23 protein-coding genes are annotated in these 26197 nt (G+C 70.4%); 17 read left to right on the top strand and 6 right to left on the bottom strand.

The features are described 5' to 3' along the window. The 10 genes from VFZ39_RS18005 to VFZ39_RS17960 form a co-directional block, all read left to right on the top strand. Positions 1–845, top strand: an 845-nt coding sequence (locus VFZ39_RS18005; RefSeq protein ID WP_330867174.1) for a S66 peptidase family protein, incomplete at its 5' end; no start/stop codon positions are given. Further along, complete coding sequence (locus VFZ39_RS18000; protein WP_330867173.1) at positions 842–1534, top strand: GNAT family protein; 693 nt, start codon at positions 842–844, stop codon at positions 1532–1534. The genes VFZ39_RS18005 and VFZ39_RS18000, both read left to right, overlap by 4 nt. 31 nt (positions 1535–1565) lie before the next feature. After that, entirely contained in the window at positions 1566–1979 is a 414-nt protein-coding gene (locus tag VFZ39_RS17995) for a VOC family protein (protein WP_330867172.1), read from the top strand. Positions 1980–2217: 238 nt separating this feature from the next. Next, entirely contained in the window at positions 2218–3957 is a 1740-nt protein-coding gene (locus VFZ39_RS17990; protein ID WP_414690315.1) for an acetolactate synthase large subunit, read from the top strand. Continuing rightward, on the top strand, positions 3958–4503 hold the full coding sequence (ilvN, locus tag VFZ39_RS17985; RefSeq protein ID WP_330867170.1) for an acetolactate synthase small subunit: 546 nt from the start codon (positions 3958–3960) through the stop codon (positions 4501–4503). A 25-nt stretch (positions 4504–4528) separates the two neighbouring features. Further along, positions 4529–5557 (top strand): ketol-acid reductoisomerase, encoded by a 1029-nt coding sequence (ilvC, locus tag VFZ39_RS17980; RefSeq protein ID WP_330867169.1) that lies wholly within the window; start codon positions 4529–4531, stop codon positions 5555–5557. 558 nt (positions 5558–6115) lie between these two features. Further along, positions 6116–6739 (top strand): sigma-70 family RNA polymerase sigma factor, encoded by a 624-nt coding sequence (locus tag VFZ39_RS17975; protein WP_330867168.1) that lies wholly within the window; start codon positions 6116–6118, stop codon positions 6737–6739. Continuing rightward, positions 6736–7233, top strand: a complete 498-nt coding sequence (locus tag VFZ39_RS17970) for a hypothetical protein (protein WP_330867167.1) — start codon at positions 6736–6738, stop codon at positions 7231–7233. Before VFZ39_RS17975 ends, VFZ39_RS17970 begins: the two co-directional genes overlap by 4 nt. Before the next feature lie 39 nt (positions 7234–7272). Then, a complete protein-coding gene (locus tag VFZ39_RS17965) occupies positions 7273–9054 on the top strand; it encodes a S8/S53 family peptidase (protein WP_330867166.1) in 1782 nt (593 codons plus the stop codon). 1 nt (position 9055) lies between these two features. Further along, on the top strand, positions 9056–11497 hold the full coding sequence (locus tag VFZ39_RS17960; protein ID WP_330867165.1) for a CHAT domain-containing protein: 2442 nt from the start codon (positions 9056–9058) through the stop codon (positions 11495–11497). Positions 11498–11518: 21 nt separating this feature from the next. On the opposite strand, the gene VFZ39_RS17955 is transcribed toward VFZ39_RS17960, so the two are convergent. The 5 genes from VFZ39_RS17955 to VFZ39_RS17935 all read right to left on the bottom strand — a co-directional run bounded on the left by VFZ39_RS17955 (position 11519) and on the right by VFZ39_RS17935 (position 16514). Next, the gene (locus VFZ39_RS17955) at positions 11519–12496 is read right to left on the bottom strand and encodes an NEW3 domain-containing protein (RefSeq protein WP_330867164.1); all 978 of its coding nucleotides are present in this window, start codon (positions 12494–12496) and stop codon (positions 11519–11521) included. Positions 12497–12513: 17 nt separating this feature from the next. Continuing rightward, positions 12514–13935 (bottom strand): Gfo/Idh/MocA family protein, encoded by a 1422-nt coding sequence (locus VFZ39_RS17950; RefSeq protein WP_330867163.1) that lies wholly within the window; start codon positions 13933–13935, stop codon positions 12514–12516. 157 nt (positions 13936–14092) lie between these two features. Beyond that, positions 14093–14668, bottom strand: coding sequence for a YdeI/OmpD-associated family protein (locus tag VFZ39_RS17945; protein ID WP_330867162.1), 576 nt, complete (start codon positions 14666–14668; stop codon positions 14093–14095). Positions 14669–14787: 119 nt separating this feature from the next. Further along, positions 14788–15600, bottom strand: a complete 813-nt coding sequence (locus VFZ39_RS17940; protein ID WP_330867161.1) for an ABC transporter permease — start codon at positions 15598–15600, stop codon at positions 14788–14790. Next, positions 15600–16514, bottom strand: a complete 915-nt coding sequence (locus tag VFZ39_RS17935) for an ABC transporter ATP-binding protein (RefSeq protein WP_330867160.1) — start codon at positions 16512–16514, stop codon at positions 15600–15602. Before VFZ39_RS17935 ends, VFZ39_RS17940 begins: the two co-directional genes overlap by 1 nt. A 132-nt stretch (positions 16515–16646) precedes the next feature. Here VFZ39_RS17935 and VFZ39_RS17930 point away from each other — a divergent pair, with 132 nt between their 5' ends. The 6 genes from VFZ39_RS17930 (at position 16647) to VFZ39_RS17905 (ending at position 24886) form a co-directional block, all read left to right on the top strand. Continuing rightward, positions 16647–17366 (top strand): DsbA family oxidoreductase, encoded by a 720-nt coding sequence (locus VFZ39_RS17930; protein ID WP_330867159.1) that lies wholly within the window; start codon positions 16647–16649, stop codon positions 17364–17366. Between the two features lie 9 nt (positions 17367–17375). Then, positions 17376–17834, top strand: coding sequence for an MSMEG_6728 family protein (locus tag VFZ39_RS17925; RefSeq protein ID WP_330867158.1), 459 nt, complete (start codon positions 17376–17378; stop codon positions 17832–17834). A gap of 122 nt (positions 17835–17956) precedes the next feature. Continuing rightward, positions 17957–19558: a phosphoglycerate dehydrogenase gene (gene serA / locus VFZ39_RS17920; RefSeq protein ID WP_330867157.1), complete on the top strand. Its 1602-nt coding sequence runs from the start codon at positions 17957–17959 to the stop codon at positions 19556–19558. A gap of 227 nt (positions 19559–19785) precedes the next feature. Beyond that, a complete protein-coding gene (locus VFZ39_RS17915; protein ID WP_330867156.1) occupies positions 19786–22242 on the top strand; it encodes an immune inhibitor A domain-containing protein in 2457 nt (818 codons plus the stop codon). A 78-nt stretch (positions 22243–22320) separates the two neighbouring features. Continuing rightward, positions 22321–22992, top strand: coding sequence for a hypothetical protein (locus VFZ39_RS17910; protein ID WP_330867155.1), 672 nt, complete (start codon positions 22321–22323; stop codon positions 22990–22992). A gap of 7 nt (positions 22993–22999) precedes the next feature. Then, on the top strand, positions 23000–24886 hold the full coding sequence (locus VFZ39_RS17905; protein WP_330867154.1) for a DUF294 nucleotidyltransferase-like domain-containing protein: 1887 nt from the start codon (positions 23000–23002) through the stop codon (positions 24884–24886). Between the two features lie 208 nt (positions 24887–25094). Here VFZ39_RS17905 and VFZ39_RS17900 read toward each other — a convergent pair whose 3' ends face one another. Next, positions 25095–25661: an O-methyltransferase gene (locus VFZ39_RS17900; protein ID WP_330867153.1), complete on the bottom strand. Its 567-nt coding sequence runs from the start codon at positions 25659–25661 to the stop codon at positions 25095–25097. Between the two features lie 404 nt (positions 25662–26065). Here VFZ39_RS17900 and VFZ39_RS17895 point away from each other — a divergent pair, with 404 nt between their 5' ends. Then, positions 26066–26191 carry a hypothetical protein gene (locus tag VFZ39_RS17895; RefSeq protein WP_330867152.1) on the top strand — a complete coding sequence of 42 codons (126 nt, stop codon included), beginning with the start codon at positions 26066–26068 and terminating at the stop codon, positions 26189–26191. The last annotated feature ends 6 nt before the right edge of the window (positions 26192–26197 follow it).

Below are 26197 nucleotides of genomic sequence, written 5' to 3'. Positions count from 1 at the left end.
CGCATGTCAGCGCGTCCCGCGAGGAGCGGGCAGCCGAGCTCACCGCGATGCTCACGGATCCGACGATCCGCGCGATCGTCCCGCCCTGGGGCGGGGCGACCGCGATCGACCTGGTCGACCGGCTCGACTACGACGCGATCGCGGCGGCCGAGCCCACGTGGGTCGTGGGTTACTCCGACTCCTCGACCTGGATGCTGCCACTGACGCTCCGCACGGGGCTGGCGACGCTCCACGGCGACAACCTCACGGACACGCCGTACGCCTCCCCGGCCGGGCTCGTGCACTGGCTGGACGTCGTGTCGGCCACCGGGCCCGTGCTCCAGCGGGACTCAGGCGTGGTCGCGGACTGGTGGCGCTTCGAGGAGGACCCGTCAGCCACCACCTGGAGGGAGGTCGGCACGGGCAGCTGGCGGTTGCGCGGCGGCGGCACGCTGGACGTCACCGGACGGTTGATCGGCGGCTGCATCGAGACGATCGGGCCGCTCGCCGGCACGCCGTACGGCGACGTGGCGGCGTTCGGGCGGGAGCACGGTCCGCTGGTGGTCTACGTGGAGGCGTGCGAGGACGAAGCGTTCACGATCTGCCGTCACCTCCACGGGTTGCGACTCGCCGGGTGGTTCGAGAACGCGGTGGCGATCCTCGTCGGGCGCACGCCGGCGCCGGGCAGCGAGGGCGGCTTCGAGCAGGAGGACGCGGTGGTCGACGCCCTGGGCGGTCTTGGCATCCCGATCGTCTTCGACGTCGAGATCGGCCACGTGCCCCCGCACCTGCCGCTGGTGAACGGCGCGCTGGCCCGCGTGGTCGTCGACGGCGAACGCCGCGAGATCACCCAGGAGCTGAGGTGACCCGTAGGAACGAGCACGGCCAGCCGGTGGGGGACCCGGTGCCTGACTGGACTGCCCGCGAGCGGCCGCGACCGACGACCCTCGAGGGTCGCTTCGTTCGGCTCGAACCCCTCGACGCGAGGAACGCGGAGGAGCTCCTGGCCAGGCTTGCCCGGCATCCTGCGCTCTGGACCTACCTCGGCGACGAGCCGCCCACCGACGTTCCGCAGGCGGCGGTACGGATGGCGGAGGCGGCCCGGGAGCGGGGCGAGGTGGTGTTCGTGGTCGTCCGGAGTAGCGACGACTCGGTGCACGGCACCTGCCGGTTGATGCGCACCGACGAGACCAACGGCGTCACCGAGGTCGGAGCGATCGCGTACACGCCGGAGCTGCAGCGCACCCCGGCGACCACCGAGGCGACCTACCTGCTCGCCCGGCACGTCTTCGACGACCTCGGCTACCGCCGGCTCGAGTGGAAGCTCGACTCGCTCAACGAGCCGTCAGCCGCGGCGGCGCGACGCCTGGGGTTCACCGAGGAGGGCACCTTCCGCAACGCCCTCGTCTACAAGGGTCGCAACCGGGACACGCGCTGGTTCTCGATCATCGACGTCGAGTGGCCCGCGATCCGGCACCGGCTCGACGCCTGGCTCCACCCGGACAACTTCGGCAGCGACGGCAGGCAGCACAGGTCCCTCCGCGAGCTTGCTTGACTGCGAGCAGGGGGGCGGGGACGGTGGCGCGATGGAGCCCCGCGTCTCGTTCATCACCCTCGCCGTGTCCGACCTCGCCGCCACCCGCCGCTTCTACGTCGACGGGCTCGGGTGGGAACCGGCGCTCGAGGTCCCCGACGATGTCCTGATGTTCCCGGTCGCGGACAAGGTGTTGCTCTCGCTGTGGGTCGAGCCGGCCTTCGAGGCGGAGGTCGGGCCGATCCGACGTGGGGCCGGGTTGGCGCCGGTCACGCTCGCGCACAACCTGGCGACCAAGCGGGGTGTCGACGAGGTGCTGGCCGATGCGCGGGCTGCTGGCGCAACGGAGGTCGCGGACGCGGTGGAGCGTGACTGGGGCGGCTACTCCGGGTACTTCGCCGACCCCGACGGCTACCGGTGGGAGGTGGCCTACAACCCCGGGGAGATCGGGCAGTCGGTGCTGTGACACATCCAGCGACTGATACCGCTGTCCCACGATTCGGGACGCGTGCCAGACTACCGCTGACGGGCACAGGGCCGGCGCGTAGGCTGCAGCCATGATCCAGCAGCTTCTCGTATGCACCGGACGCGCCGACTGATCGCTGTACCAGCCGCCGCGTCGCCCCTCGTTGCCCCGCAACTGAGGGGCCGCTCTCATTTTGCAGAGTTGTCGGCCCACCACGGATGAAGGACGAACCAGCCAGATGAGTGAGATGACGGGCGCCCAGAGCCTGATCACCGCGTTGGAGGCCGCTGGCGCGGACACGATCTTCGGGATCCCCGGCGGGGCGATCCTCCCGGCGTACGACCCCTTGATGGACAGCTCGATCCGTCACATCCTCGTGCGCCACGAGCAGGGCGCCGGCCACGCTGCGCAGGGCTACGCCGTCGCGACCGGCCGGGTCGGCGTGTGCATGGCGACCTCCGGACCCGGTGCCACCAACCTCGTGACCCCGCTCGCCGACGCGCACATGGACTCGGTCCCGATCGTCGCGGTGACCGGCCAAGTGGGTGCGGCCGCCATCGGCACCGACGCGTTCCAGGAGGCAGACATCCGCGGCATCACGATGCCGATCACCAAGCACAACTTCCTGGTGACCGACCCCGCTGAGATCCCGCGGGTGGTGGCTGAGGCCTTCTACATCGCCAGCACCGGCCGCCCCGGCCCGGTGCTGGTCGACGTGGCGAAGTCGGCGCTCCAGGCGACCACCGACTACGCGTGGCCGAGCGAGCTGCGACTGCCCGGCTACCGGCCGGTCACACGACCTCACTCCAAACAGATCCGGGAGGCCACCCGGCTGATCCTCGAGTCCCGCCGGCCGGTGCTGTACGTCGGCGGCGGCGTGATCCGGTCGCGCGCGAGCACCGAGCTGGCCCGGCTGGCCGAGCTCACTGGCATCCCGGTCGTCACGACACTGATGGCACGCGGGGCGTTCCCCGACAGCCATCCCCAGCACCTCGGGATGCCCGGCATGCACGGCACGGTGGCGGCCGTCGCCGGGCTGCAGAAGAGCGACCTGATCATCAGTCTCGGTGCCCGCTTCGACGACCGGGTCACCGGCAACCTGGACACCTTCGCGCCCGGGGCGCTGGTCATCCATGCCGACATCGACCCGGCCGAGATCGGCAAGAACCGGCATGCCGACGTCCCGATCGTGGGTGACGCCCGCGAGGTGATCTCCGACCTCGTGGTGGCGCTGCAGGCCGAGGCGGGCGCCGGCCGGACCGGCGACTACGAGGCGTGGGTGGCGTTCCTGGCCGGGGTGAAGTCGAAGTACCCGTTGGGCTACGACGCACCTGAGGACGGCGGCCTGGCGCCCCAGCTCGTCACGGAGCGGATCGGCGCGATCGCCGGGCCCGACGCGATCTACTGCGCCGGGGTCGGACAGCACCAGATGTGGGCCGCCCACTTCGTGGGTTACGAGAAGCCGAACAAGTGGATCAACTCCGGTGGTCTCGGGACCATGGGCTTCGCCGTCCCCGCCGCGATGGGGGCCAAGGTCGGCCAGCCCGACCTCCCGGTCTGGGCGATCGACGGCGACGGCTGCTTCCAGATGACCAACCAGGAGCTGGCCACCTGCGCCATCAACGACATCCCGATCAAGGTCGCCGTGATCAACAACGAGTCGCTCGGCATGGTGCGGCAGTGGCAGACGCTGTTCTACAGCGAGCGCTACTCCAACACCGACCTGCACTCCAAGCGGATCCCCGACTTCGTGAAGCTCGCGGAGGCCTACGGCTGCGTCGGACTCGCCTGCGACAGCCCGGACGACGTCGACGCCACCATCCAGAAGGCGATGGAGATCAACGACGTGCCGGTCGTGGTCGACTTCCGGGTCCACCGCGACGCGATGGTGTGGCCGATGGTCGCCGCCGGGTCCAGCAACGACGAGATCAAGTACGCCCGCGACCTCGCCCCCGACTTCGAGGAGGACGACCTCTAGATGAGCATCCACACCTTGAGCGTGCTGGTCGAGAACAAGCCGGGCGTCCTCGCGCGGATCGCCGGTCTCTTCAGCCGCCGCGGCTTCAACATCCACTCGCTCGCAGTCGGTCCCACCGAGCATGCCGAGATCTCCCGCATGACGATCGTGGTCAACGTCGAGGACTCGCCGCTCGAACAGGTCACCAAGCAGCTCAACAAGCTGGTCGAGGTGATCAAGGTCGTCGAGCTCGACGACGCCGGGTCGGTGAACCGCGAGCTGCTGCTCGTCAAGCTCCGGGCGGACGCCGACACCCGTGGTCAGGTCCTCGATGCCGTGCAGCTGTTCAAGGCCCGTGTCGTCGACGTGTCCCCGGACGCTGTCACGGTCGAGGTCACGGGGAACGCCGACAAGCTGGCCGGCTTCCTCAAGGTGGTCGAGCCGTTCGGGATCCGCGAGCTCGTCCAGTCCGGCATCGTCGCCATCGGGCGCGGCTCCCGGTCCATCTCCGAGCGCACCCTGCGCCCGGTCGCGATTCCCGCCCCGCCGGCTGTGACAGCCGGCTGACCCACCACCAGAAGGAGAGCCACCAGTGGCCGAGATGTTCTACGACGACGACGCCGACCTCGCCCTCATCCAGGGCAAGAACGTCGCGGTCATCGGGTACGGCAGTCAAGGGCACGCACACGCCTTGTCACTCCGGGACTCAGGCGTGGACGTCCGCGTCGGCCTGCAGGAGGGCAGCCGCTCACGCGCGAAGGCCGAGGCCGAGGGACTGCGGGTCCTCACGCCCGCGGAGGCCGTCGAGGAGTCCGACGTCGTCGTGATCCTGGCTCCCGACCAGGTCCAGCGCACGTTGTACGCCGAGGAGATCGCACCGCACCTGGCCGCCGGCGACACACTGGTGTTCGGCCACGGCTTCAACATCCGGTTCGGCTACATCACGCCTCCCGACGGCGTCGACGTCTTCATGGTGGCGCCGAAGGGGCCGGGTCACCTCGTCCGACGTGAGTACGTCGACGGCCGCGGCGTACCCGTGCTGGTCGCCGTGGAGAAGGACGACTCCGGCTCCACCTGGCCGCTCGCACTCGCGTACGCGAAAGCGATCGGCGGCCTGCGCGCCGGCGGGATCAAGACCACGTTCGCCGAGGAGACCGAGACCGACCTCTTCGGCGAGCAAGCGGTGCTGTGCGGGGGCGCCAGCCAGCTGGTGATGTACGGCTTCGAGACGCTGATCGAGGCCGGGTACCAGCCCGAGGTCGCCTACTTCGAGTGTCTCCACGAGCTGAAGCTGATCGTCGACCTGATGTACGAGGGCGGGATCGCCAAGCAGCGGTGGTCGGTCTCCGACACCGCAGAGTACGGCGACTACGTCTCGGGCCCTCGGGTGATCACCCCGCAGGTGAAGGAGAACATGCAGACGATCCTCGCCGAGATCAAGGACGGCTCCTTCGCGAAGCGGTTCATCGACGACCAGGACGCCGGCGCCCCCGAGTTCAAGGCGCTGCGCGCGAAGGGCGAGCAGCACCCGATCGAGGGCACCGGCCGCGAGCTGCGCAAGCTGATGGCGTGGGTGAAGAGCCACGACTCGGACTACACCGAGGGCACCGCCACCCGCTGAACCTCACCCGTTGTTGAGGTGCGAAGGCATGGCCGGTGGTTGAGGTGCGAAGGCCTGCAAGGCCTGAGCCTCGAAACCCCCGGCTGCCAGGACGTGTCCGGGGGTTGCGCACCTCAACCACCGGACAACCCCCGAAGACGTGTCGAGACCCCGGCCACCCGATCTCAGGATCGTGGTAGCCGGGGTCTCGCTGGTTCGGCCGGCACCCCCCGGTCACCGGCCGAGTGCGTGGTACGGCCCCCCCGGTCCGTACCACGCGCGCGTCCCGTCCCCCGAAGCGGGACGCGCGGTCCGTGGGTGCGGCCTCAGTCGGCGACCTCGACGTGGACCATCGGGTTGTGCTTCATGTCTCCCCCTTGGAACTCACCGGCCGGGGTTCGGTCGGCGCCTCGATGGCTCAGGAGGGGCCGTTCCGGGTCCTGATACACGCCGGTTCCGGAAATGTCGCGGCCGGCGTGATGCGCGACAGCAGACGAGCAGGAGCACTACGCTGAGTAAAGAGAGGGCAAAGTGCCGACCGGCGAGTATCACCGGAGGGCTCCGTCGCTCCTATCCAGCGTGACCGTGGGACTGAAGGACCGGATGGCTATCCAGGAGTCTGCAGCAGGTGCGCCCGCCGCCGAGACGACGACGTGGGACCGCGCCGCTGACTGCTGCACGCGCTGGCTCGACGGAGACACGTCGGGTCTGGACGATCTGGTGCGTCTGATGACACCGGTCCTGTGGCAGGTGGCGCGTGCCTGCTCGCTGGCCGAGCAGGAGGCCGAGGACGTCGTGCAGACGACGTGGGTCTCCTTCGTCCGGTCCGCGGGCCGACTGCGCGACGCCCAGTCCGTCGGTGGCTGGCTCACGACATGCGCCCGCCGGGAGGCGTGGCGGGTGTCGCGGACCGGGAACCGGACGGCCTTCGTGGAGGACGACACCTTGGAGCGGGTCGTTCCGCGCCAACGCTCGGCCGAGACCGAGGTGGTCACCCGCGACGAGAGCGACCTGCTCTGGTCCGCGGTCGGCGCGCTCGACGAGCGCTGCCAGATGTTGCTGCGGGTGGTGGCCTTCGCCGACCGTCCCGACTACGCCGGGATCGCCCGTGACCTCGGCATGCCCGTGGGCAGCATCGGACCCACCCGCATGCGGTGTCTTCGCAAGCTCAAGGCACTGCTGGACGACAGGAGCTCGTCATGACCCCGACCCCCGAAGCTGGCCCCGCACGCGACCCCTTGTTCGACCGCCTCGCAGAGGCATGGTCGACTCATGACCCCGCGCCCGAGTCGCTCGCCGAACGGATGGTGTCGGTGGTCCGAGCCGAGCTCGAGGCCGACCCGTTCGACATGGAGTACGAGCTGCTGGTGCTGACCAGCACCAGCGACCAGCTCGTCGGCACTCGCGCCACCCTCACCGGACCGGTGACGCTGCAGTTCGACGCCGACGAGCTCCAGCTGCTGGTACGCGTACGCCAGCTCTCCGACACCGAGTGCCGCATCGACGGCTGGGTCACGCCGGCCTCGGAGCTCGCCGTCACCGCGATCCAGGGCGACCGGCGCACCGAGGCGCTGGTCACGGCACCAGGCCGGTTCGAGTTCACCTCACTCGGTCGTGAGCCGACGCGGCTGATCCTCTCGACGACCTCGGCCGAGGCCGACAGCACCAGATTCGGGACGGCCGCCTTCGACCTCTGACCGCCAGGCGCATTCGGCACATTCGGGAGGAAACGCCGCATGATCAGCAAGTACGACAACGACGTGCCGGCCGGCCTGGTCGTCGACCGTGAGCCGGCGCTGCCGGGCTTGGACGTCCTGAGCGGCACGGGTGGCCGCGCCCTGGCACCCGAGACGGCAGTCAGCCTGCCCGACCGGGGCGAGGGCAACGGCGAGGTCGTTCCGCGTCCGACCGTGTACGTCGCGAACCGACTGCTCGTGAACGCCGAGGCGTCGCACCGGCAGGTCAAGGGCAGGAACGGCGAGGACGTGCTCCTGGTTCAGTATCTCGACGAGATCGCCCGCGACTTCGGGTGGACGCTCACGGAGGACGACGACTACCCGCCTCGCCAGACCAGGCTGGGGGAGAAGCCCGTCGGGCTGACGCGGTACACGATCGAGGTGCGGGTGGACGACCGCGACCGGACCGCCGACAACAGCAGCGACTCGGTCAGAACCGAGCAGATGCAGACCCTGCCGATGACTCCCGACGCCTGGCGAGTGCTCCAGCGGGCGCGGTTGGCACGCGGCAACCAGGCCTTGGCTGGCGTCGGTCTCGACCACCTGCTGACCGGGTTGGTGGGGCTCGCTGCCAGTCCGTTCCATGCCTCCAACCCGTTCCACGCGTCGAACCCGTTCCACGCGTCGAACCCCACGTCGGGGTACGGCACGGTCGACGGAGGACGGCAACCGGTCGCCTACACCGGTCCTCCGCCGAGGCGCTGCGCGGACGACGAAATCAAGGGGCGCCGGCCGGCCGTCGGCATCCTGGACACAGGGTGCGGTGCCCACCCGTGGCTGGATGGCGTGGTCACTCTGGACGTCCCGCTCGACGGCGAACCCATCGGCCACGCGGCCGCGAAGACGCCGCCCAACCCCGAGGTGGGCGGCGACTGGGTCGGGCCGCTCGACGGGGTGCTCGACGCGCTCTCGGGGCACGGCACGTTCATCGCGGGTCTGGTGCACCAGGCCTGCCCGGACGCGAACATCTACTCCTGGCGGGTGGTCCCCTCCGAGGGACCGATCTCCGAGAGCGACCTGATCCATGCGCTGACCGGGATCGCGGAGCTCCTGCGGCGCGAGGCCGCCGGTGAGAAGAACGGGCTGAGGCTCGACGTGCTCTCGCTCTCGATGGGGTACTACCACGAGACGCCCGAGGACGACGCACTCGTCGACTCGACGTTCAAGGACCTGCTGACCATTCTCGGGGAGAGCGGCTGCGCCGTCGTCGTGTCCGCGGGCAACGACGGCGTCGACCGGCCGCAGTATCCCGCGGCCTTCGCACCGTGGAAGGACGGACAGGATCCTCTGCCGGACGACAAGAAGCGTGTCCCAGTGACGTCGGTGGCCGCGCTCAATCCCAACCTCGACTCGGTCGCGCTCTTCAGCAACACCGGCGATTGGGTGAGCTGCTACGCGCCCGGGGCGTCGGTGCTCAGCACGATGCCGGCCTTCCAGGGCGGACTGGAGCCCGGTGCACGCACGGTTGCCTACGGCTGGCGACGCGAGGCGATCGACCCGGACAGCTACGGACGGCGTGCCGCCGCCGCGGTGCCCCCGGTGAAGGGCCAGAGGCCGGTCGGCGGGTTCGCTCTCTGGAGTGGTACGTCGTTCGCTGCGCCCGTCCAGGCCGGCCGGATCGCGCAGGCGCTGGTCGACCAGCTCCCGGGGGAGGGGAAGGCTCTCCCGAGTGACGAGTTTGTGGACCTGGTGAGCAAGGCGAGGGAGAGCGCGATGCCCCCCGGACCGCCGACGCCCGGGCCGCCGCTCCGGCCGAACGAGCGGGAGTCGCCGGGGGAGTGATGTGCTGACGGCCGACGAGCTGAGCGCGCGGGGGCGCGAGGCGAGCACCGCGGGGCGGCACGCCCTCGCGGTCTCGCTGCTGACTCGCGCCGTCGATCGAGCAGAGGACGTCAACCAACGGGCCACCGCCTTGCAGTCCCTCGCGCACGCCGTGGCCGAGCGAGGGTCGCTGGCGGACGGGCTGGCGTTGTGCACGGAAGCTCTCAGCCTCGACGGGCTCGACGACCGAGTGCGCGGGCTGGTGCACTCCCAGCTAGGGCTGCTGCTGATGCGTGGCGGTCGCACGGCGGAAGCACTGGCCGAGTTCGAGATCGCACGTCCGCTGCTGGCCGACGACGGCGACCTGCTCGGGCGTCTGCACCTCAACCGCGGCAACATCCATCTGCAGCGTGCCGACGCTGCACGTGCCGCCGAGGACTTCGAGCTGGCCCGGGAGCGTACGTCGATCCCTGTGGAGCGTGCCATGGCGACGCACAACCTCGGCTACGTCGAGCTGTTGCGCGGCGACCTCGTCGCGGCACTCCGTCACATGGAGGAGGCCATGCCGGTGCTCGCGCCGCTCTCGCCTGTGAACGCGGCAGTGTGCGCGGCTGACCGAGCGGAAGTGCTCGCGTCGGCCGGGATGCCGAAGGCCGCGGCGACCCTGCTCGATGACGCAGTTCGCACCTACGCCCGTCGGCGGTTGCGACAGTTCCAGGGTGAGGCGCTGTTGGTGCGCGCTCGGGCACTGCTGCTCGTCGAGCCGGGGGAGGCGGCGAGCGCCGCGCGTCGAGCGGCCCGTGTGTTCCGCGCGCGAGAGAACGAGGAGGGGGCACTCCGCGCCGACGCTCTCGCGTTCGAGGCCGACGTACGCCGGCGGCTCGATGCGCCCGGCACGCGGTCTCGATCGTGGTGGCTCACGATCCGGGACCGCGGAACCGAGCTGGAGCGGGGGCTCGCCGAACGTGGCCTGGCCGCCGAGCGGAACGACATCGCTCTGCACCGCGCCCTGGCCGCCGTCCGGACACCGGGCGCCGAGCCGGTCCGGGTACCTCCACCACCACGAGGGATCGAGGAACCGATCGGAACCCGGCTGCTCCGCGAGGAGATCGGGGCCCGCGCGGCATGGCAGCGCGGTCGCGGTGCCGAGTCGCTCGACCGCGTCCGCCGCGGCCTGGCCGACCTGCACGCGTGGCAGTCGTCCTACGGGAGCTTCGACCTGCAGAGCTCCCTGGTGGGCCATGGCCGATCGCTCGCGAAGCTCGGTCTGGACGAGGCGGTCGAGGACGGTCGGCCCGCGGTGGTGCACGAGTGGTCGGAGCGCGCACGGGCACTGGTGGCTCGGGTTCCTCCCGTGCGACCACCGGCCAACCCCGAGGCGGCCGACAGACTCACCGCGTTGCGCACCCTCCCGCCCGACAGCTCGCCGGAGGAGAAGGCTCGGCTGCGGGAGCGGATCCGCGAGGAGGCGTGGTACCGGCCCGGCGCCGGCGCGGTGCTCGAACCGCTCTCTCTCGACGAGGTGCGAGCCCGGCTCGGTGAGGCTGCCCTGGTCAGCTACCTGATCGCCCACGACGAGCTCCACGCGCTGGTCGTCACGGTAGAGGACGCACGGTTGATGCAGCTGGCGCCGCTGGGCCAGGTGCGTGACCTGCTGCCGGGTCTTGCGGCCGACCTCGACATGGCCGCCGCCGACCTCCCCCCGGCCCTGCGCGCAGGGGTCGCGGACGGTCTCGCCACGCGGCTCCAGTCGCTCGCCCACCTGCTGGTCGCGCCGCTGACCGACCTGCTCGGGGATCGACGGCTGGTCGTCGTACCGGCCGGCCGGCTGGCGGGCGTCCCCTGGTCGATGCTTCCGGGACTCGTCGGAAGGCCGCTCACCGTCGCGCGCTCCGCCTCCTTGTGGGCGACCGCCAGCCTCCCCACATCCTTGGGTCGAGCCGGGCTGGTCGCCGGTCCTCGCGTCCCCCGGGCCGAGCAGGAGGTGCTCGAGTCGGCGGCGGCGTGGGGCGAGCGTGCCCGCGTGCTCACCGGTGACAATGCGTGTGCCACAGCAGTCGCCGGGCTCACGGCCGAGGTCGACGTCTTGCATGTCGCCGCGCACGGGCACCATGCCGACGAGCACCCGCTCTTCTCGGGGCTGGAGCTGGTCGACGGAACCTGGTTCGGCTACGACGTGGAGCTGCTGCCGAACCTGCCCTCGCTCGTGGTGCTCTCTGCGTGCGAGGTGGGCCGGTCGACGGTCCGCTGGGCCGAGGAGCTGGTCGGGATGACCGCGGCCTGGCAGCACTCCGGAGCGCGCTGCGTGGTCGCGGCACCGGCCGCGGTGAACGACGAGCTCGCCGTCGCCACCCTCCCTGCGCTGCACGAAGGCCTCGCCGCCGGGCGGCCTCCGGCGGACGTCCTGGCCGAGTTCGCTCCGGCGGAGGGGCTGCCGCTGACCTGCTTCGGCGCCGGCTGGTGAGCCCAGCCGGCGCCGCCTGAGTCAGGGAGCGACGGCGAGGTCGAACACGTGCAGCGCGGAGTTCCCGGGCAGCACCACGAAGTCGACGGTCTTTCCGCCGGTCAACGGGATGGAGTGGGCGAAGAGGCGGTACTGGTACGCCGAGTCGCCGTACCCGTCCGGGCGGTTGCGTCCCGTGCTCGACACGACGAGCGTCGCGCCGTGAGCGTCGGGCTCCTGGAAGGACCAGTTCGGGAAGCCGAACGAGCCGCTGCTGGTGCTGCCGTCGGTGTAGTAGACGGTGGCAGTCCCGGTGGCGCCGAAGCCGACCCCTGAGCCCAGGAACACCAGCCGCTGCCCCTGGCCGTCGAGCTCGATCGCCTGGCCGCCCGAGGCGACGTTGTCAGGTGTCCCAGGGTCGACGTCGGGCATCGTGAGCGTGGCACCGAGTGCCTCGATGACGGCACCCCGGCCGGCGCCAACATCGGCCAGCTTCTCGGCCGAGAAGCTGTTGCCGTCGCCGTCGTAGTTGCCGGGCGTGGGGTTGCTCTCGCTGGTGATGCCGACGTTGTTGTACGCCGCCGACAGGTCGGCCAACGGGTCACCGGTCCGGAGCGACCGGGTAGCCGTCGCCGTCCCTGCGCCGTCTCCGCCCGCGTAGGTCGCGCTGGCCGTGAACGTCCGGATCCTGAAACCGGGGGTCGGCTCGGGTATTCGCACCTGGAAGGTGACGACCGCGCTCTGGCCGGGACGGATCGTCCGCACCGACTGCGCGCCGGGCTCGACCTGCCAGCCGAGCGGGCCACGGAACGTGACCTCGGCCTGCCGCAGCGTCGCGGACGAGTCGTTGTGGACGGTGACGTCCACGTCCTCGACGGCCGGCCCGGCGAGGGCGAACTCCTCGATGGACAGGGTGACTGTTCCGGCCGCGGTCGCGCTGGCAACGGGGAGCGCGACGCCTATGAAGGGGAGCAGGAGGAGCACGAGTGCGGCCACGAGCCGCCGGGGCGATGCGTTCACGGTGGTCACCTCTCGCTTCACGGGACGGCCGGCATCGCGGTCTGGGGGGAGTCCAGGCCGAGCCGGATCTTCTTCCAGTGCCCACGGGTGAAGTCGGGCACGTCGACCGGCTTGCCGCCGCGATCGAGCGACATCACGCTGAGCGGCACCGGCGAGCACCAGGCAGCGGAGTCGTACACGTCGATGTCAGGAACCAGCCCGGCCCGGATCTGCTGGATGCAGCGCCAGACGAGGATGTAGTCCATCCCGCCGTGGCCGGCACCCTCGGCGTCGTCCGCCAGCTCCTTCCAGAGCCAGTGGTCGTACTCCGTCCGCATCTCCAGCGCACCCCGCCAGGTGTCGCCGCCGTGCCTGGGCTCGACGTAGATCCGAGCCCCGGTGGGATCTCCGCCGACGTAGTCCTCGAAGATGCCTCGGCTGCCCTCCAGTGTGTTGATGCGGCTGTAGGGCCGCGGTTGGCTGACGTTGTGCTCGGCCCGGATCGTGCGGCCCTTGGCGGTGGTGATCATGCACGTGACGAGGTCGCCGTTGATGTAGGTCTCGGACCACGACGGGTGGTCCGGAGGCATGAACCTCTCGCGGTAGTCAGCCAGCCCCCTCGGTTCCGTCGAGGTGGCGGAGAGCGTCATCATCCGGTCGCCGCGGTTGACGTCCATCGCGGCTGCGATCGGCGCCAGTCCGTGCATGGGGTAGAAGCTGGCGGTGCTGCGCGTGTGCCACAGCCGGCGCCACGACTTCGTGTAGTACGTGGTCGAGAACAGCAGGGCGCGGAGGTCGTGCAGGTATCCGCCGTGACCGCTCGTGACGTCACCGAACACCCCGTCGTGGGCCATCTTGAGCATGGCGAGCTCGTTGCGCCCGTACGAGCAGTTCTCCATCAGCCACAGGTGACGTCGCGTCCGCTCGGAGGTGTTGACGAGGTCCCAGAGGTCGGCGAGCTCGGTGGCGATGGGGAGCTCCACGCCCACGTGCGCGCCGGCGACCAGAGCCGCTCTCGCCTGCGGGTAGTGGTACTCCCACGGAGTGGCGATGTAGACGAGGTCCAGCTCCTCGTTGTCCAGCATCTGCTGGAAGGAGTCGAGCGAGCCGGCGTACTCGACGGGGCGCGGCTTGCCCTTGTCGGCGACCCGCTGCGCGGCGGTGGCGGCGCGAGCCAGGAGCTCGTCGCAGACCGCGACGACCTGCGCACCGGGGATGTCGACCCAGGTGCCGAGCATGCCCATGCCGCGGTTGCCGAGACCGATCAGGCCGACCTTGACGACATCGCGCGGCTCGAACGCGACCCCGACCATGGTCTGTCCGCCGCCGGCGGGGGCGGCGTGCGAGCGGGCGGCCGGTGCTATCACGCTGACGGCGGCACCGGTGGCCAGCGCGCCGCCGAGCAGGCCGCGACGGGAGAAGCCGGAGGCAGGTGGGGGGAGGGTGAGGTTCCGAGACACGATCACTCCTGAGAGGGGTGGGCGGGATGCGCAAGACCCTCACGCACAGAGCGTCAGGCTGTCAATATCTGCTCAAGAATTGACTAAAAACTGCAGAAACGCGCATGAAACGCGCACCCCGAGTGCGCGTTTCGCCGGTCCCGGCGTGGTCTCGGGTTCAGCGAGAGCGTTCGCCGAGGGCCGCTCGCCTGGCGGTCTCCTCCACGCGGCGGCTGCGGGTCTCGGCCCGCTTGGCCAGGGCGATCCAGGCCAACATCTCCTTGCGCGCCGACGGTGGGAACCGGTCCCAGTGGGCGCGGGAGCCGTCGTTCCGGGCGAACGCCTCGGCCAGGTCCTCCGGCACCACGAGGTCCTCGACGTCGTCCATCAGGGTCCACATGCCACTGGCCCTGGCCTCGGCTACCGCGGCGGCGCCGGCGGGCTCCATCCGACCTTCGTCCTCGAGTCGCGCGACGCGGTTCTTGTTGTTGCGGGTCCACACGCTGCCGGGCCGGCGCGGGGCGTACCACATCATGGTGCGCTCGTCGTCCACGGTGCGCTGCGTCGAGTCGACCCAGCCGTAGCGCAGCGCCTCGGCGATCGCCTCCTCGTAGTCGAACGTACGGCGCCCGGAGCTCGCCTTCAGCGTCACCAACCAGACCCCCGGGGTGTCGGCGTGGTGCGCGGCCAGCCAGGCCGACCACTCCTCGATCGTGGCCGGTTCGAACCTCTCCGCATCGTCTTGCACACCCACTGCTGCAGCGTGACATCCCGGGCTGACAACCGGCTCCACACATGGGTAGTCCCCGCTTCTTTGGTCGTCCCGTCCCGTGTGTCGGGAGCCAAAGAAGCGGGGATTACCGGTCAAATCGGCTACTTGACCTCGGACCGCCGGAGCATGACCAGGCCGATCGTCAGCGGCAGCACCAGCCAGATCAGGCTGGAGACCCCGAGCTGGGCCCAGTACTCGCCCGTCATCGTCGAGTCGAACAGCCGGGTCTGGGCGAAGTTGAAGTCCACCCACGGCTGCAGATCGCGGAACCAGTCCTGGAACGCCGCCAGCATGGCGAACACCGTGGGCAGCACCAGCGAGTACACGAAGTACCCGACGATGGCGGCCGCGGAGTTCCGGATCAGCACGCCCAGCATGAAGCCGATGGCCATGCCCAGAACGTTCGCGAGCACGATGTATGCGAACTCCAGAGGAGCGATGTTCCAGGTCGTGGGGGCCCCGGAGATCGCGGTCCCGACGAGGTTGCCGAGCGCCCCGACGCCCAGTGCCACGAACATGGAGACCACGCCCACCATGGCGGCGCAGATGGCCTTGGCCCCGATCACGCGACCGCGGCTGGGCACGAGCGTGAAGGTGGTGAGGCCGCTGCGCTGGCTCCATTCGCTGGTGACCGCGAGGATCGCGATCATCGGCAGGATCACGGCCATCGGGAAGCCCACTGCGGTGGCGAACGACTCGTAGTCCTGCGAGCCCTCCGGCGCGAAGAGGATCACCGCGCCGGTAGCGAGCACCGAGGCGATGCCGATGCTGGCCAGCAACCAGAACCCGCTGCGGGTGTCGAACATCTTGCGGAGCTCCACCCCGACCACGCGGGTGTAGGGGATCGGCTCGATCGGAGGCCGGACGACGTCCGTGGCCGGTGCGGCCCCTCGGTGTGCTGTGAGCGTGGTCATCACGCGGCTCCTTCCAGGTCAGTGCCCAGCTCGTCGCGCTGGGAGTCGGCGGTGAGCTCGAGGAACATCTCCTCCAGACCGGCGCCGTCGGCGCCGCGCAGCTCGGTGAGTGCCACGCCCGCGTTGAGGGCGATGTCGCCCACGGCGGTGGTCGTGGCGTCGGTGTGCAGCGCACCGCTCGCGGCGGTCACGGTGGCGCCCGCCCGGGTGAGTGCGTCGGCCAGCCGCGGGTTGTCGGCGCTGTTCACGACGGTTCCCGCCGCGGCGAGCAGCTCCTCCTTGGTGCCCTGGGCGACGATCCGGCCGCGGCCGATCACCACCAGGTCGTCGGCGATGACCTCGATCTCGTGCAGCAGGTGCGACGACAGGAGCACGGTGCCGCCGTTGTCGGCGTAATCGCGGAGCAGGTCGCGCATCCACCGGATGCCAGCCGGGTCGAGGCCGTTGGCCGGCTCGTCGAGGATCAGCACGGCGGGATCGCCGATCAGTGCGGTGGCGATGCCCAGCCGCTGGCGCATCCCGAGCGAGTAGTTGCGGACCCGCCGCTCGGCTTCGGCCGGCGTCAGCGAGACCCGGTCGAGCATCGCGTCCACGGCTGACTTGGGCAGGCCCATGGTGCGCTGCGCGACGGTGAGGATCTCGCGGCCGGTCCGGCCGGCGTGCTGTGCGGAGGCGTCGAGCAGGACCCCGACCTCACGGCCCGGGTTCGGCAGGTCGGCGTAGCGGCCGCCGAGCACCTCGACCGAGCCTGCGCTCGGGGGAGTGAGGCCGACCATGATCCGCATGGTCGTGGACTTGCCGGCGCCGTTGGGCCCGAGGAAGCCGGTGACCCGGCCCGGACGGGCGGTGAACGAGACGTCGTCCACGGCTGGGACGCCGCGGTAGGACTTGGACAGGTGGTCGACAGTGATCATGAGCCGCAGCCTCGCCCGTGCGCACCCTCGCGCACATCGGGGAGGGCACGGGCGTCGACCCCCGACCGACCCTGAGGGGTCTCGGGGTCCGGCCCCGGGAACACCCGTCGTCGCGCCGGGGTTGGGGCCGGTGTGAAGATCGACATCTGGTCCGACGTGGTGTGTCCGTGGTGCTACATCGGCAAGCGGAGACTGGAGCAGGCGCTGGCCGGCTTCGAGCACGCGGACGACGTCGAGATCATCTGGCACTCCTTCGAGCTCGACCCGACTGCGCCCGCGGTCTCCACGGAGTCGGTGGCCGAGCACCTCGGCCGCAAGTACGGCGGCGGCGAGGCCGCCGGCCGGCAGATGGTCTCCCGGGTGACCGCGGTGGCCGGCGAGGAGGGGCTCTCGTTCGAGCGGTACCCGGACGCCCGGCACGCCAACACCCGCGACGCCCACCGGCTGGTCCACCTGGCGCTCGAGGTAGGCGGCCCCGTCCTGCAGGGTCGGCTCGAGGAGGCCTTGTTCGCCGCCAACTTCACCCGGGCCGACGACGTGGCTGACCACGACGTCCTCGCGAGGATCGCCGTGGCCGTCGGACTTCCCGAACAGCGGGTGCGTCAGGTGCTCGCGTCCCGCGAGTTCGCGGACGCGGTGGACGCCGACATCGCCCAGGCGGCGGCGTACGGCGCCGGGGGTGTGCCGTTCTTCGTCATCGACCAGCGGTACGGGGTGTCCGGCGCCCAGCCCGTCGAGGTGTTCGGCCAGGTGCTGGAGCGGGCGTGGACCGAGGCGCACCCGGCCGTCGAGGTGGTCGCCGGCGGTGAGGTGTGCGGGCCCGACGGCGGCCCCGACGGCGGCCCGGTCTGACTCGCGACCATGCAGACGTTCCTCCCGCACGCCGACTTCGCAGCATCGGCCCGCGCGCTGGACCTCAAGCGGCTCGGGAAGCAGCGGGTCGAGTGCATCCAGGTGGTCCGCGGGCTCACGCTGCCGACGTACGGCTGGCGCCACCACCCGGCGGTGAAGATGTGGCGTGGTCACCTCGAGGCGCTGGGTCGGTACTCGCTCACCTGCTGCGAGGTCTGGGTCCAGCTCGGGCACGGTGACACCTGCGCAGCCACCCTCGGCACCGACCTGGCGAGTGCCGGAGTCGCGCGCATCCGCACCCAGAGCGAGCTCGCCGAGGCAGGAGCGCTCCCTCCGTGGCTCGGCGACGAGGACTTCCACCGCAGCCACCGGTCCTCGCTGGTCCGCAAGGACCCGGCCCACTACCGCCCGCTGTTCCCGGACGTCCCCGACGACCTGCCCTACGTCTGGCCTGCCCCGGCCGCATGATCACCGCCGCCAATGACGCACGAGACGGTTCGTCCGCGACGAGGTGCGGTTGTTAGAGTTGGTGCCGCACAGCGTCGTGCGACCTCACCCGCTCTTCTCACCAGGACATCGAGGACCCCGCTGTGACGTCTCCTGACTCGGCCAAGCCCGTCGTGCTGCTCGCCGAACAGCTCAGCCCTGCCACTGTCGAGGCTCTCGGGCCTGACTTCGAGATCCGACAGTGCAACGGAGCCGACCGCTCCGAGCTGCTGGCGGCGATCGCCGACGTCGACGCCATCTTGGTGAGGTCGGCGACCAAGGTGGACGCGGAGGCGCTGGCCGCGGCTGCTCGACTCAAGGTGATCGCGCGGGCCGGTGTCGGCCTCGACAACGTGGACGTCAAAGCTGCGACCCAGTCCGGCGTGATGGTCGTCAACGCCCCGACGTCGAACATCGTGTCCGCCGCCGAGCTCGCCGTAGCGCTGATGCTCGCGGCCGCTCGCCACATCTCGCCCGCCCACCAGGCGCTCCGCAAGGGCGAGTGGAAGCGCTCGAAGTACACGGGCATCGAGCTCTACGAGAAGACGGTCGGCATCGTGGGCCTGGGCCGGATCGGCGTGCTCGTCGCGCAGCGGCTGAGCGCCTTCGGCATGAACGTGATCGCCTACGACCCATACGTCCAGGCCGGCCGCGCCGCCCAGATGGGCGTGCGGCTGGTCGACCTCGAGACGCTGCTGGCCGAAGCGGACTTCATGAGCGTCCACCTGCCGAAGACCCCCGAGACGGTCGGGCTGATCGGCGCGCCCGAGCTGGCGCGCGTCCAGCCGCACCTGGTCCTCGTCAATGCCGCCCGTGGCGGGATCGTCGACGAGGCCGCGTTGTACGACGCGCTCAAGACCGGCCGGATCGCCGCCGCGGGCCTCGACGTGTTCGCCACCGAGCCGTGCACCGACAGCCCGCTGTTCGAGCTCGAGAACGTGGTCGCCACGCCGCACCTGGGCGCGTCGACGGACGAGGCGCAGGAGAAGGCCGGGGTCGCTGTCGCGCGCTCGGTCCGGCTCGCGCTGTCGGGCGAGCTGGTTCCGGACGCGGTCAACGTGCAGGGCGGCGTGATCGCCGAGGACGTACGTCCTGGCATCCCGCTCACCGAGAAGCTGGGTCGGATCTTCACCGGTCTGGCAGGCGAGGTCGCGCAGCAGATCGACGTCGAGGTCCGAGGTGAGATCACGGAGTTCGACGTGAAGGTGCTGGAGCTGGCCGCTCTCAAGGGCGTGTTCAGCGACATCGTCGAAGACCCGGTGTCCTACGTGAATGCGCCGCTGCTGGCGGCCGAGCGCGGCACAGCGGTGCGGCTGGTGACCGATGCCGAGAGCCCCGATCACCGCAACCTGATCACGATCCGGGGCACGCTCGCCGACGGCTCACAGGTGTCGGTGAGCGGCACCCTGATCGGGATCGGGCAGCGCGAGCGGCTGGTCGAGGTCAACGGCTTCGACGTCGACCTCGAGCCCACCGACCACCTGGCCTTCCTCAGGTACGTGGACCGCCCTGGGATGGTCGGCACGGTCGGCGGCATCCTCGGCGACGCCCGGGTGAACATCGCCGGCATGCAGGTGTCGCGGGACTCCAAGGGGGGATCGGCCCTGGTCGCGCTGTCCGTGGACTCGGCCATCCCTGCCGAGACACTGGCCGAGATCGAGGGTGCGATCGACGCCCGCGAGGTCCGCGCCGTCAACCTGACCTGAGCACCGAGCCGTCTCACTCGGTCGGGTGAGCGGAGGTCACGGTCCGGTAACGATCGCCCCCCTCACACTCTGGGGCACTTCCCGCCGGGGACGTAACAGGCATAGGAATTCCCCGGCGTCGCTCGGGGGCACGGTCCTTGTTGCCATGGGATGGAATCTGTCTCGGACTGTTCTCCCGGGCTGCTGAGTGCCCGATCGGGTGCTCCCCCAGGGAGACAGGAAGACACGTGACGCACAGGACAACACGCAGGCGTCGGGCGATCGCCCTGACGGCTGCCGGAGGGCTGCTCGTCGGAGGCGCGCTCGCAGCGACACCCACAGCTGCGGCGGACGAGACGGACAAGGGCCTGATCACCGGGCTCTCGCGCGCGCAGGCAAGCCCAGACATCGGCACCGGACACCTGCCGGAGCACCCGGTGAAGCTCAAGCACGTGCGCGACGAGCAGCGCGCGAAAGCCCTGAAGCGCAAGCTGCGCACCGGCAAGGCCTTCGCGAACGCCCGCGCGGCCAAGCGGGAGGGCGAGTACGTCGAGCTCGAGCGTGAGGGCACCGACCGGATCTTCGTCGTGCTCGCGGAGTTCGGCGAGGAGCGCTACCCGCACCCGTTCTTCCAGGACGACTGGCCGGGGATCCCCGACCCGCAGCCCGAGAAGTTCGACGGGCCGGCGCGCAACGAGATCCCCGAGCCCGATCGAGACGTCGACAACTCCACCCTGTGGCAGGCCGACTACGACCGGGACCACTACCAGGACATGTACTTCAACCGGATGGCGAAGTACTACGAGAAGCAGTCCTCGGGTCGCTACTCGGTGGAGGGTGACGTCACCGAGTGGGTGACGGTCCCCTACAACCAGGCTCTCTACGGCCGCGACTACTGCGGCGACATCGTCTGCGACACCACCAAGATGCTCGTGCGCGACGCGCTGGCGGTCTGGGTCCAGAACGAGCTCGACAGCGGCAAGACCATGGGGGAGATCCAGGAGTACCTCCGGACGTTCGACGTCGAGGACCGGTACGACGCCGACTTCGACGGCAACTTCGACGAGCCGGACGGCTTCATCGACCACTTCCAGATCGTGCACGCAGGCGGTGACCAGGCTGCCGGTGACCCGACGTACGGCTCCGACGCGATCTGGTCGCACCGTTGGTACGCCAACCTGCAAGAGACCCCCATCCCGGAGCTGCCTGGCGTGGAGATCGGCACGAACGATGGATTCCTCGAGAGCGATGTGCCGAGCAACCCCACCGGCATCTACGTCGGTGACTACACGATCCAGCCCGAGAACGGCGGGCTCGGCGTGTTCGCCCACGAGTTCGCTCACGACCTCGACCTGCCGGACCTCTACGACACCTCCGGCAACACCGGTGGTGCCGAGAACAGCACCGCGTTCTGGACCCTGATGTCCTCCGGCGCCAACATCGGCGACGGTGGTCCTGACGGGATCGGTGACAACCCGACCGACCTGGGCGCGTGGGAGCTGCTCCAGCTCGGCTGGATGGATCCGGTCACCGAGTCCGGCTTGCAGACCCGCGGCCCGTTCTACGAGGTCGCCCGTGCGGGTCAGCGCTCCACGCACCGTCTCGGCAGCAACGTGCCGGCACCGAAGAAGGGCGCGCAGGCGGTCTTCACGCTGTTGCCGGACAACGTCGTCGACGAGCAGATCGGTGCACCCGACGAGGGTGAGTTCTTCTGGTACTCCGGATCGGGGAACGAGCTCGACCACACGGTGACCAACCTCGACGTCTCTGGCGACGCGCTCACGGCGCGGGTCAACTACGACATCGAGAACCACTGGGACTACGCGTTCCTGGAGGCGACGAACGACGGCGAGAGCTGGGAACCGGTGCCGACGAACCTGTCCGACCCGGCAGTGAACGACCTCGGCGACTTCAACGCCAGCGGCACCGGCATCACTGGCCTGTCCACCGGCTGGGTCGACCTGACCGCCACGCTGCCGGCAGGGACCACCGGTGTCCGCTTCCGCTACCTCACGGATGTCGCGACGGTCAAGCCGGGCTTCCAGGTGGACGACATCCAGGTCGACGGAGCCTCGGTCGGGAACGCCGAGACCGAGGACGAAGGCTGGACGCTCGACGGCTTCATCCGCACCGACGGCACGGAGCTCGCGAGCTACTTCCACGCATACGTCCTGGAGAACCGTCAGTACGACGGCTACGACAAGTCGCTGCAGACCGCGTACAACTTCGGTTTCGCCGGCACCAACCGTCCGGACTGGGTCGAGCACTACCCGTACCAGGACGGCATGTTGGTGACCTACTGGAACGAGCAGTACGGCGACAACAATGTCGGCGACCACCCCGGCGGCGGCATGCTGCTCCCGGTGGACTCCCACCCGGGGCTGCTCCACAACCAGGACGGCACCCTGATGCGGCCACGGATCGCGTCGTACGACTCCACCTTCGGGCTGGACCCCACGGATGCCATCACGATCCACCTCAACGGAGTGAGGCACCGAATCAAGGGCCAGAAGGCCGTGCGCACGTTCGACGACACGAAGAGCTACTGGAGCGACAGTGACGCGCACGGTGCGACCGGGGACCACCCCGGCCGCTACCAGCCCGGCTGGTACAGCGTGAAGGTTCCCAACACCGGCACCACGATCAAGGTGGTGAAGAAGAACCCGGATCGCTCGCTGCAGATCCTGGTGGCACCGAAGGGGTAACACCCGCACGAGGACCACGGCCCGTCCGGCATGCCGGACGGGCCGTGGCCCCTTTCGGTGCTCTGACAGGCTGGTGCGGTGATCCGACGCGCCACCGAGCCGCAGCTCACCGATCTCGGACCGGTCGTGCAGCTCCGGGCGGGCCGGCTGCCCCGCCGGCTCACGCAGCTGTACGCCGGGCTGGTGCTGTACGGGGTGTCGCTGGCGCTGATGGTGCGCAGCGACCTGGGGCTCGCCCCCTGGGATGTGCTCCACTCGGGATTCATCCGACACGTGCCGATCACGCTTGGCCAGGCCGTCATCCTGTTCAGCTTCCTGGTGCTGCTGTTGTGGTTCCCGCTGCGGGAGGTCCCGGGTATCGGCACGGTCTCGAACGCGCTCGTGGTGGGCTTGGCGGCAGACGCGACCTTGGCCCTGCTCGACCGACCCGACGCGGTCGGCCTCCGGATCGGCCTGCTGGTCGCGGGCGTGCTGCTCAACGGGCTGGCCACAGCGTTGTACATCGGAGCCCAGCTCGGTCGCGGCCCTCGCGACGGGCTGATGACCGGCCTGGCGCGCACCACCGGTCGGTCGCTGCGGCTGGTCCGCACCGCGCTGGAGGTCACGGTCGTCGTGATCGGGCTGCTGCTCGGCGGCGCCCTCGGTGTCGGCACGGTCCTCTACGCGCTCGCGATCGGGCCGCTCACCCAGTGGATGCTGCCGAGCTGGCTGGTCAGGGTCGACCCGTCGGTCGTCGACCGCCGGGCATGATGGCCGGGTGACCCTCGACGTCGAGCTCGCGGAGGTCCGGGACTTCCTCGCGGAGCACCCGCCGTTCGACGGCCTGCCGATCGCGACGCTGGCCGAGCTCTCACGCGGGCTGGGGAGCGGCCAGCACCGTCGGGGCACGGTCGTGCTGGCGGCCGGCGCGGTCCCGGCAGACCTGCTCGTGGTCCGGTCCGGAGCGGTCGAGCTGCGTACGCCCGGTGGGGACCTGGTCGAGCGCGGCGGTCCCGGTACCTGCATCGGCGGCGAGGCGCTGGCCGCCGGGGTCGTGCAGCCGGTCGTGACGACCGCGCTCGAGGACACGTCCGTGCTGGTGATGCCGGCCGAGGTGTTCACCGAGCTGCGCGAGCAGCACGAGGCGTTCGCCACGTTCTTCTCACCCCGCTCCGGAGGTCGGTTGCGACGCGCGGTCGTGCTGCAGCGGGAGCAGCAGGGCACGCCGTCTGACCGCGCCGTGCTCCGCACCAGGGTCGGCGACCTGGTCGCACGGAAGCCGGTGCGGGTGCCGCCGACGGCCACGATCCGCGACGCGGCCGCGCGGATGACCGAGCAGCGGATCTCGTCGGTGCTGGTGACCGAGGCGGAGCAGCTGGTCGGCATCCTCACCGACCGTGATCTCCGGTCCCGCGTCGTCGCGCACGGAGTCGACCCGTCCGAGCCCGTCAGCGCGGTGATGACCCCGGACCCGATCACGACCAGCCCCGACGCACTGGCCCTGGAGGTGCTGCTCGAGCTGGTCCGCAGCAACATCCACCACCTGCCCCTGGTGGAGCACGGGCACGTGGTCGGCGTGGTCACCGCCAACGACCTGCAGCGTCTGGAGCAGGCCAACCCGGTCCACCTGGTGTCCGAGGTCGCCAAGGCCCCCGACGTGGCAACCGTCGCCGGAGTCGCACCCCGGCTGGGCAGGCTCGTGCAGTCGTTGGTGCGCCAGGGCACGTCCGCCCACGACATCTGCCGGGTGGTGAGCACGATCGCCGACGCGTTCGAGCAGCGGTTGCTGCAGCTGGCGGAGGCCGAGCTGGGTCCGCCGCCGGTGGCGTACGCGTGGGTGACGCTCGGTTCACGGGCCCGGTACGAGCAGGCGCTGGGGCCTGACCAGGATCATGCACTGGTGCTCGACGACGGGTACCTCCCCGACGACGAAGAGCACTCGGCGTACTTCAGCGAGCTGGCGGAGCGGGTGACCTCCGGCCTCGAGCAGGTCGGCTACCCGCGCTGCCCCGGCGACAAGATGGCCACCAGTCCGAGCTGGCGACAACCCCTGACGAGCTGGAGCGACCACGTCTCCCGGTGGGTCCGCACTCCCTCGCCCGACGCAGTGCTGGAGGCGAGCGTCTTCTTCGACCTGCGGCACCAGTTCGGCGACGCCGATCTCACCCGTCGACTCGCCCGGCACCTCCGGGTCGCCGCGCACGGGTCGCCGTTGTTCCTCGCCTACGTCGCCGCTCACGTCGTGTCGCAGCCGCCGCCGCTGGGCTTCTTCCGCGGCCTGGTGGTGGACCGGTCCGGGGAGCACCGCGACACCCTGGACCTCAAGCGAGGGGGCCTCTCGGTGATCGTCCAGATCGCGAGGCTGCACGGCCTGGCGGCTGCCTCAGAGCAGACGAGCACACCAGGACGGCTGGCGGACGCGGTCGACGCAGGGCTCGTCAGCGCCGAGCTGGCCTCGGACCTGCGTGACGCCTGGGAGTTCCTCGCCCATCTCCGGTTGCGCCATCAGGCCGAACAGGTTCAGGCCGGGCTTCGGGCGGACAGCAAGATCCAGCCGTCGCTGCTGTCCTCGTTCGACCGACGGCACCTGAAGGACAGCTTCGGGGTGATCCGGTCCGCGCAAGCGGCGCTGGCCCAGCGGTACCCGGTCCACGTGCTGTCGTGACGCTCCGACCGCGGGTCAGCGCTTCGTCGCGATCAACCTGGAGCCGTCCAGGCCGACGTCGACTCTCGCGGTCCCGGGCTGGGGATGCTCCTCGCCGGCGACACCGTGCGCCACGACCTCGCCCTCCAGGGCAGCTATCTGGCGTGGCTCCTGGTCGGCGTCGGGGCCGCATCCCCGCGACTGACCGGCCGCGGGCGCGCGACCCGAGTCAGCGCCGAGTCGCGATGAGGGTGGAGGCGTCGGGGGCGACCATCACGTCGACGGTCGTGAACCGGTCGTCGGTGAGCCACTCCTCGCGCAGCGTGTCGACCCGGCCCTGGAAGACGGGGGGCCAGCCCTCGCACGGCGTGAAGTCGTCGAGGACGACGATGCCGCCCTCCTCGACCAGGTCCGCGACCGCGTCGACCCGCACCGACTCCGGGTCGCCGGAGTCGAGGTACAGCAGGGAGAACGGCGCGGCGTCGGTCAAGGTGGACCAGTCGGCCGCGCGAACCTCGACCTGGGGGTCGTCCTCGAAGATCTGAGCGGCCGCGCCGGCCAGCTTGGGGTCGAGCTCGGCGGTCAGGATGTGCGCGTCCTCCCGGACACCGGAGCGCAGCCAGGCTGTCCCGACCCCGGTGCCGGTCCCGAACTCCGCCAGCGTGCCCTCCCGGGTCGCGGCGAGGGTGGCGAGCAGCCGGCCGGTCTCGTTGCGGCAGAACGACACGTACCCCGCGCGGCGGGAGACGTCGAAGGCGCGGCGGACGATCTCGGGCAGCTCCGGCGGTGCACTCATGCGGGGAGTCTTTCATTCCGGGACTCGCGTCTCGCATTCCGAACGAAAGTCAGAACTCGGTCGCAGCGCCCGTCGGCCTGCCCTACGCTGGTCGCACCATGCGGAGCGTGTTCGTACTCATCGACTGCCGCGGCGAGGCCTGACAAGCGGGCCACCTCGCCGCGGTGTTCGGCGTTGCGGGCCCCTTGACCATCTGAATCAGGAACTCGGTCCAGAGCTCGGCTCTGGGCTCTCCAGTCTCCGCGGCGGGTACGCCGGCAGCACGCGCGACCCGCACCCTCCTGGACACGGGTCCGACGACCTCGTGCGACCCACGAGTCATCGTCGACCCGCCCGCCGTGGCAGCAGCTCCGAATCACCCACACATCAGCCACACGAGAAACGACGTACCAGGAGAAGGACCGATGTACGACATGTACCCCGACTGGGGTCCGGCCAGCCACGACCCGGAGAACCCGCGCAGCCATGAGGCCGTCCAGGCCTCGCTCGACCTGCGGGACAACGGGGGCGAGCGGCCCGACGACAACTAAGGTCAC

This window comes from Nocardioides sp., from assembly GCF_036374615.1.
Lineage (GTDB): Bacteria > Actinomycetota > Actinomycetes > Propionibacteriales > Nocardioidaceae > Nocardioides.
Note: the sequence above shows the minus strand (reverse complement) of the source record. Positions and strands in the feature narration are given on the sequence as shown.

Bases quoted from the DNA above. Each gene is read 5' to 3' on its own strand.
- VFZ39_RS17995 (WP_330867172.1), top strand. From the start codon at position 1,566: ATGGAGCCCCGCGTCTCGTTCATCACCCTCGCCGTGTCCGACCTCGCC.
- VFZ39_RS17990 (WP_414690315.1), top strand. From the start codon at position 2,218: ATGAGTGAGATGACGGGCGCCCAGAGCCTGATCACCGCGTTGGAGGCC.
- ilvN (WP_330867170.1), top strand. From the start codon at position 3,958: ATGAGCATCCACACCTTGAGCGTGCTGGTCGAGAACAAGCCGGGCGTC.
- VFZ39_RS17970 (WP_330867167.1), top strand. From the start codon at position 6,736: ATGACCCCGACCCCCGAAGCTGGCCCCGCACGCGACCCCTTGTTCGAC.
- VFZ39_RS17965 (WP_330867166.1), top strand. From the start codon at position 7,273: ATGATCAGCAAGTACGACAACGACGTGCCGGCCGGCCTGGTCGTCGAC.
- VFZ39_RS17940 (WP_330867161.1), bottom strand. From the start codon at position 15,600: ATGACCACGCTCACAGCACACCGAGGGGCCGCACCGGCCACGGACGTC.
- VFZ39_RS17935 (WP_330867160.1), bottom strand. From the start codon at position 16,514: ATGATCACTGTCGACCACCTGTCCAAGTCCTACCGCGGCGTCCCAGCC.
- VFZ39_RS17925 (WP_330867158.1), top strand. From the start codon at position 17,376: ATGCAGACGTTCCTCCCGCACGCCGACTTCGCAGCATCGGCCCGCGCG.
- VFZ39_RS17900 (WP_330867153.1), bottom strand. From the start codon at position 25,661: ATGAGTGCACCGCCGGAGCTGCCCGAGATCGTCCGCCGCGCCTTCGAC.
- VFZ39_RS17895 (WP_330867152.1), top strand. From the start codon at position 26,066: ATGTACGACATGTACCCCGACTGGGGTCCGGCCAGCCACGACCCGGAG.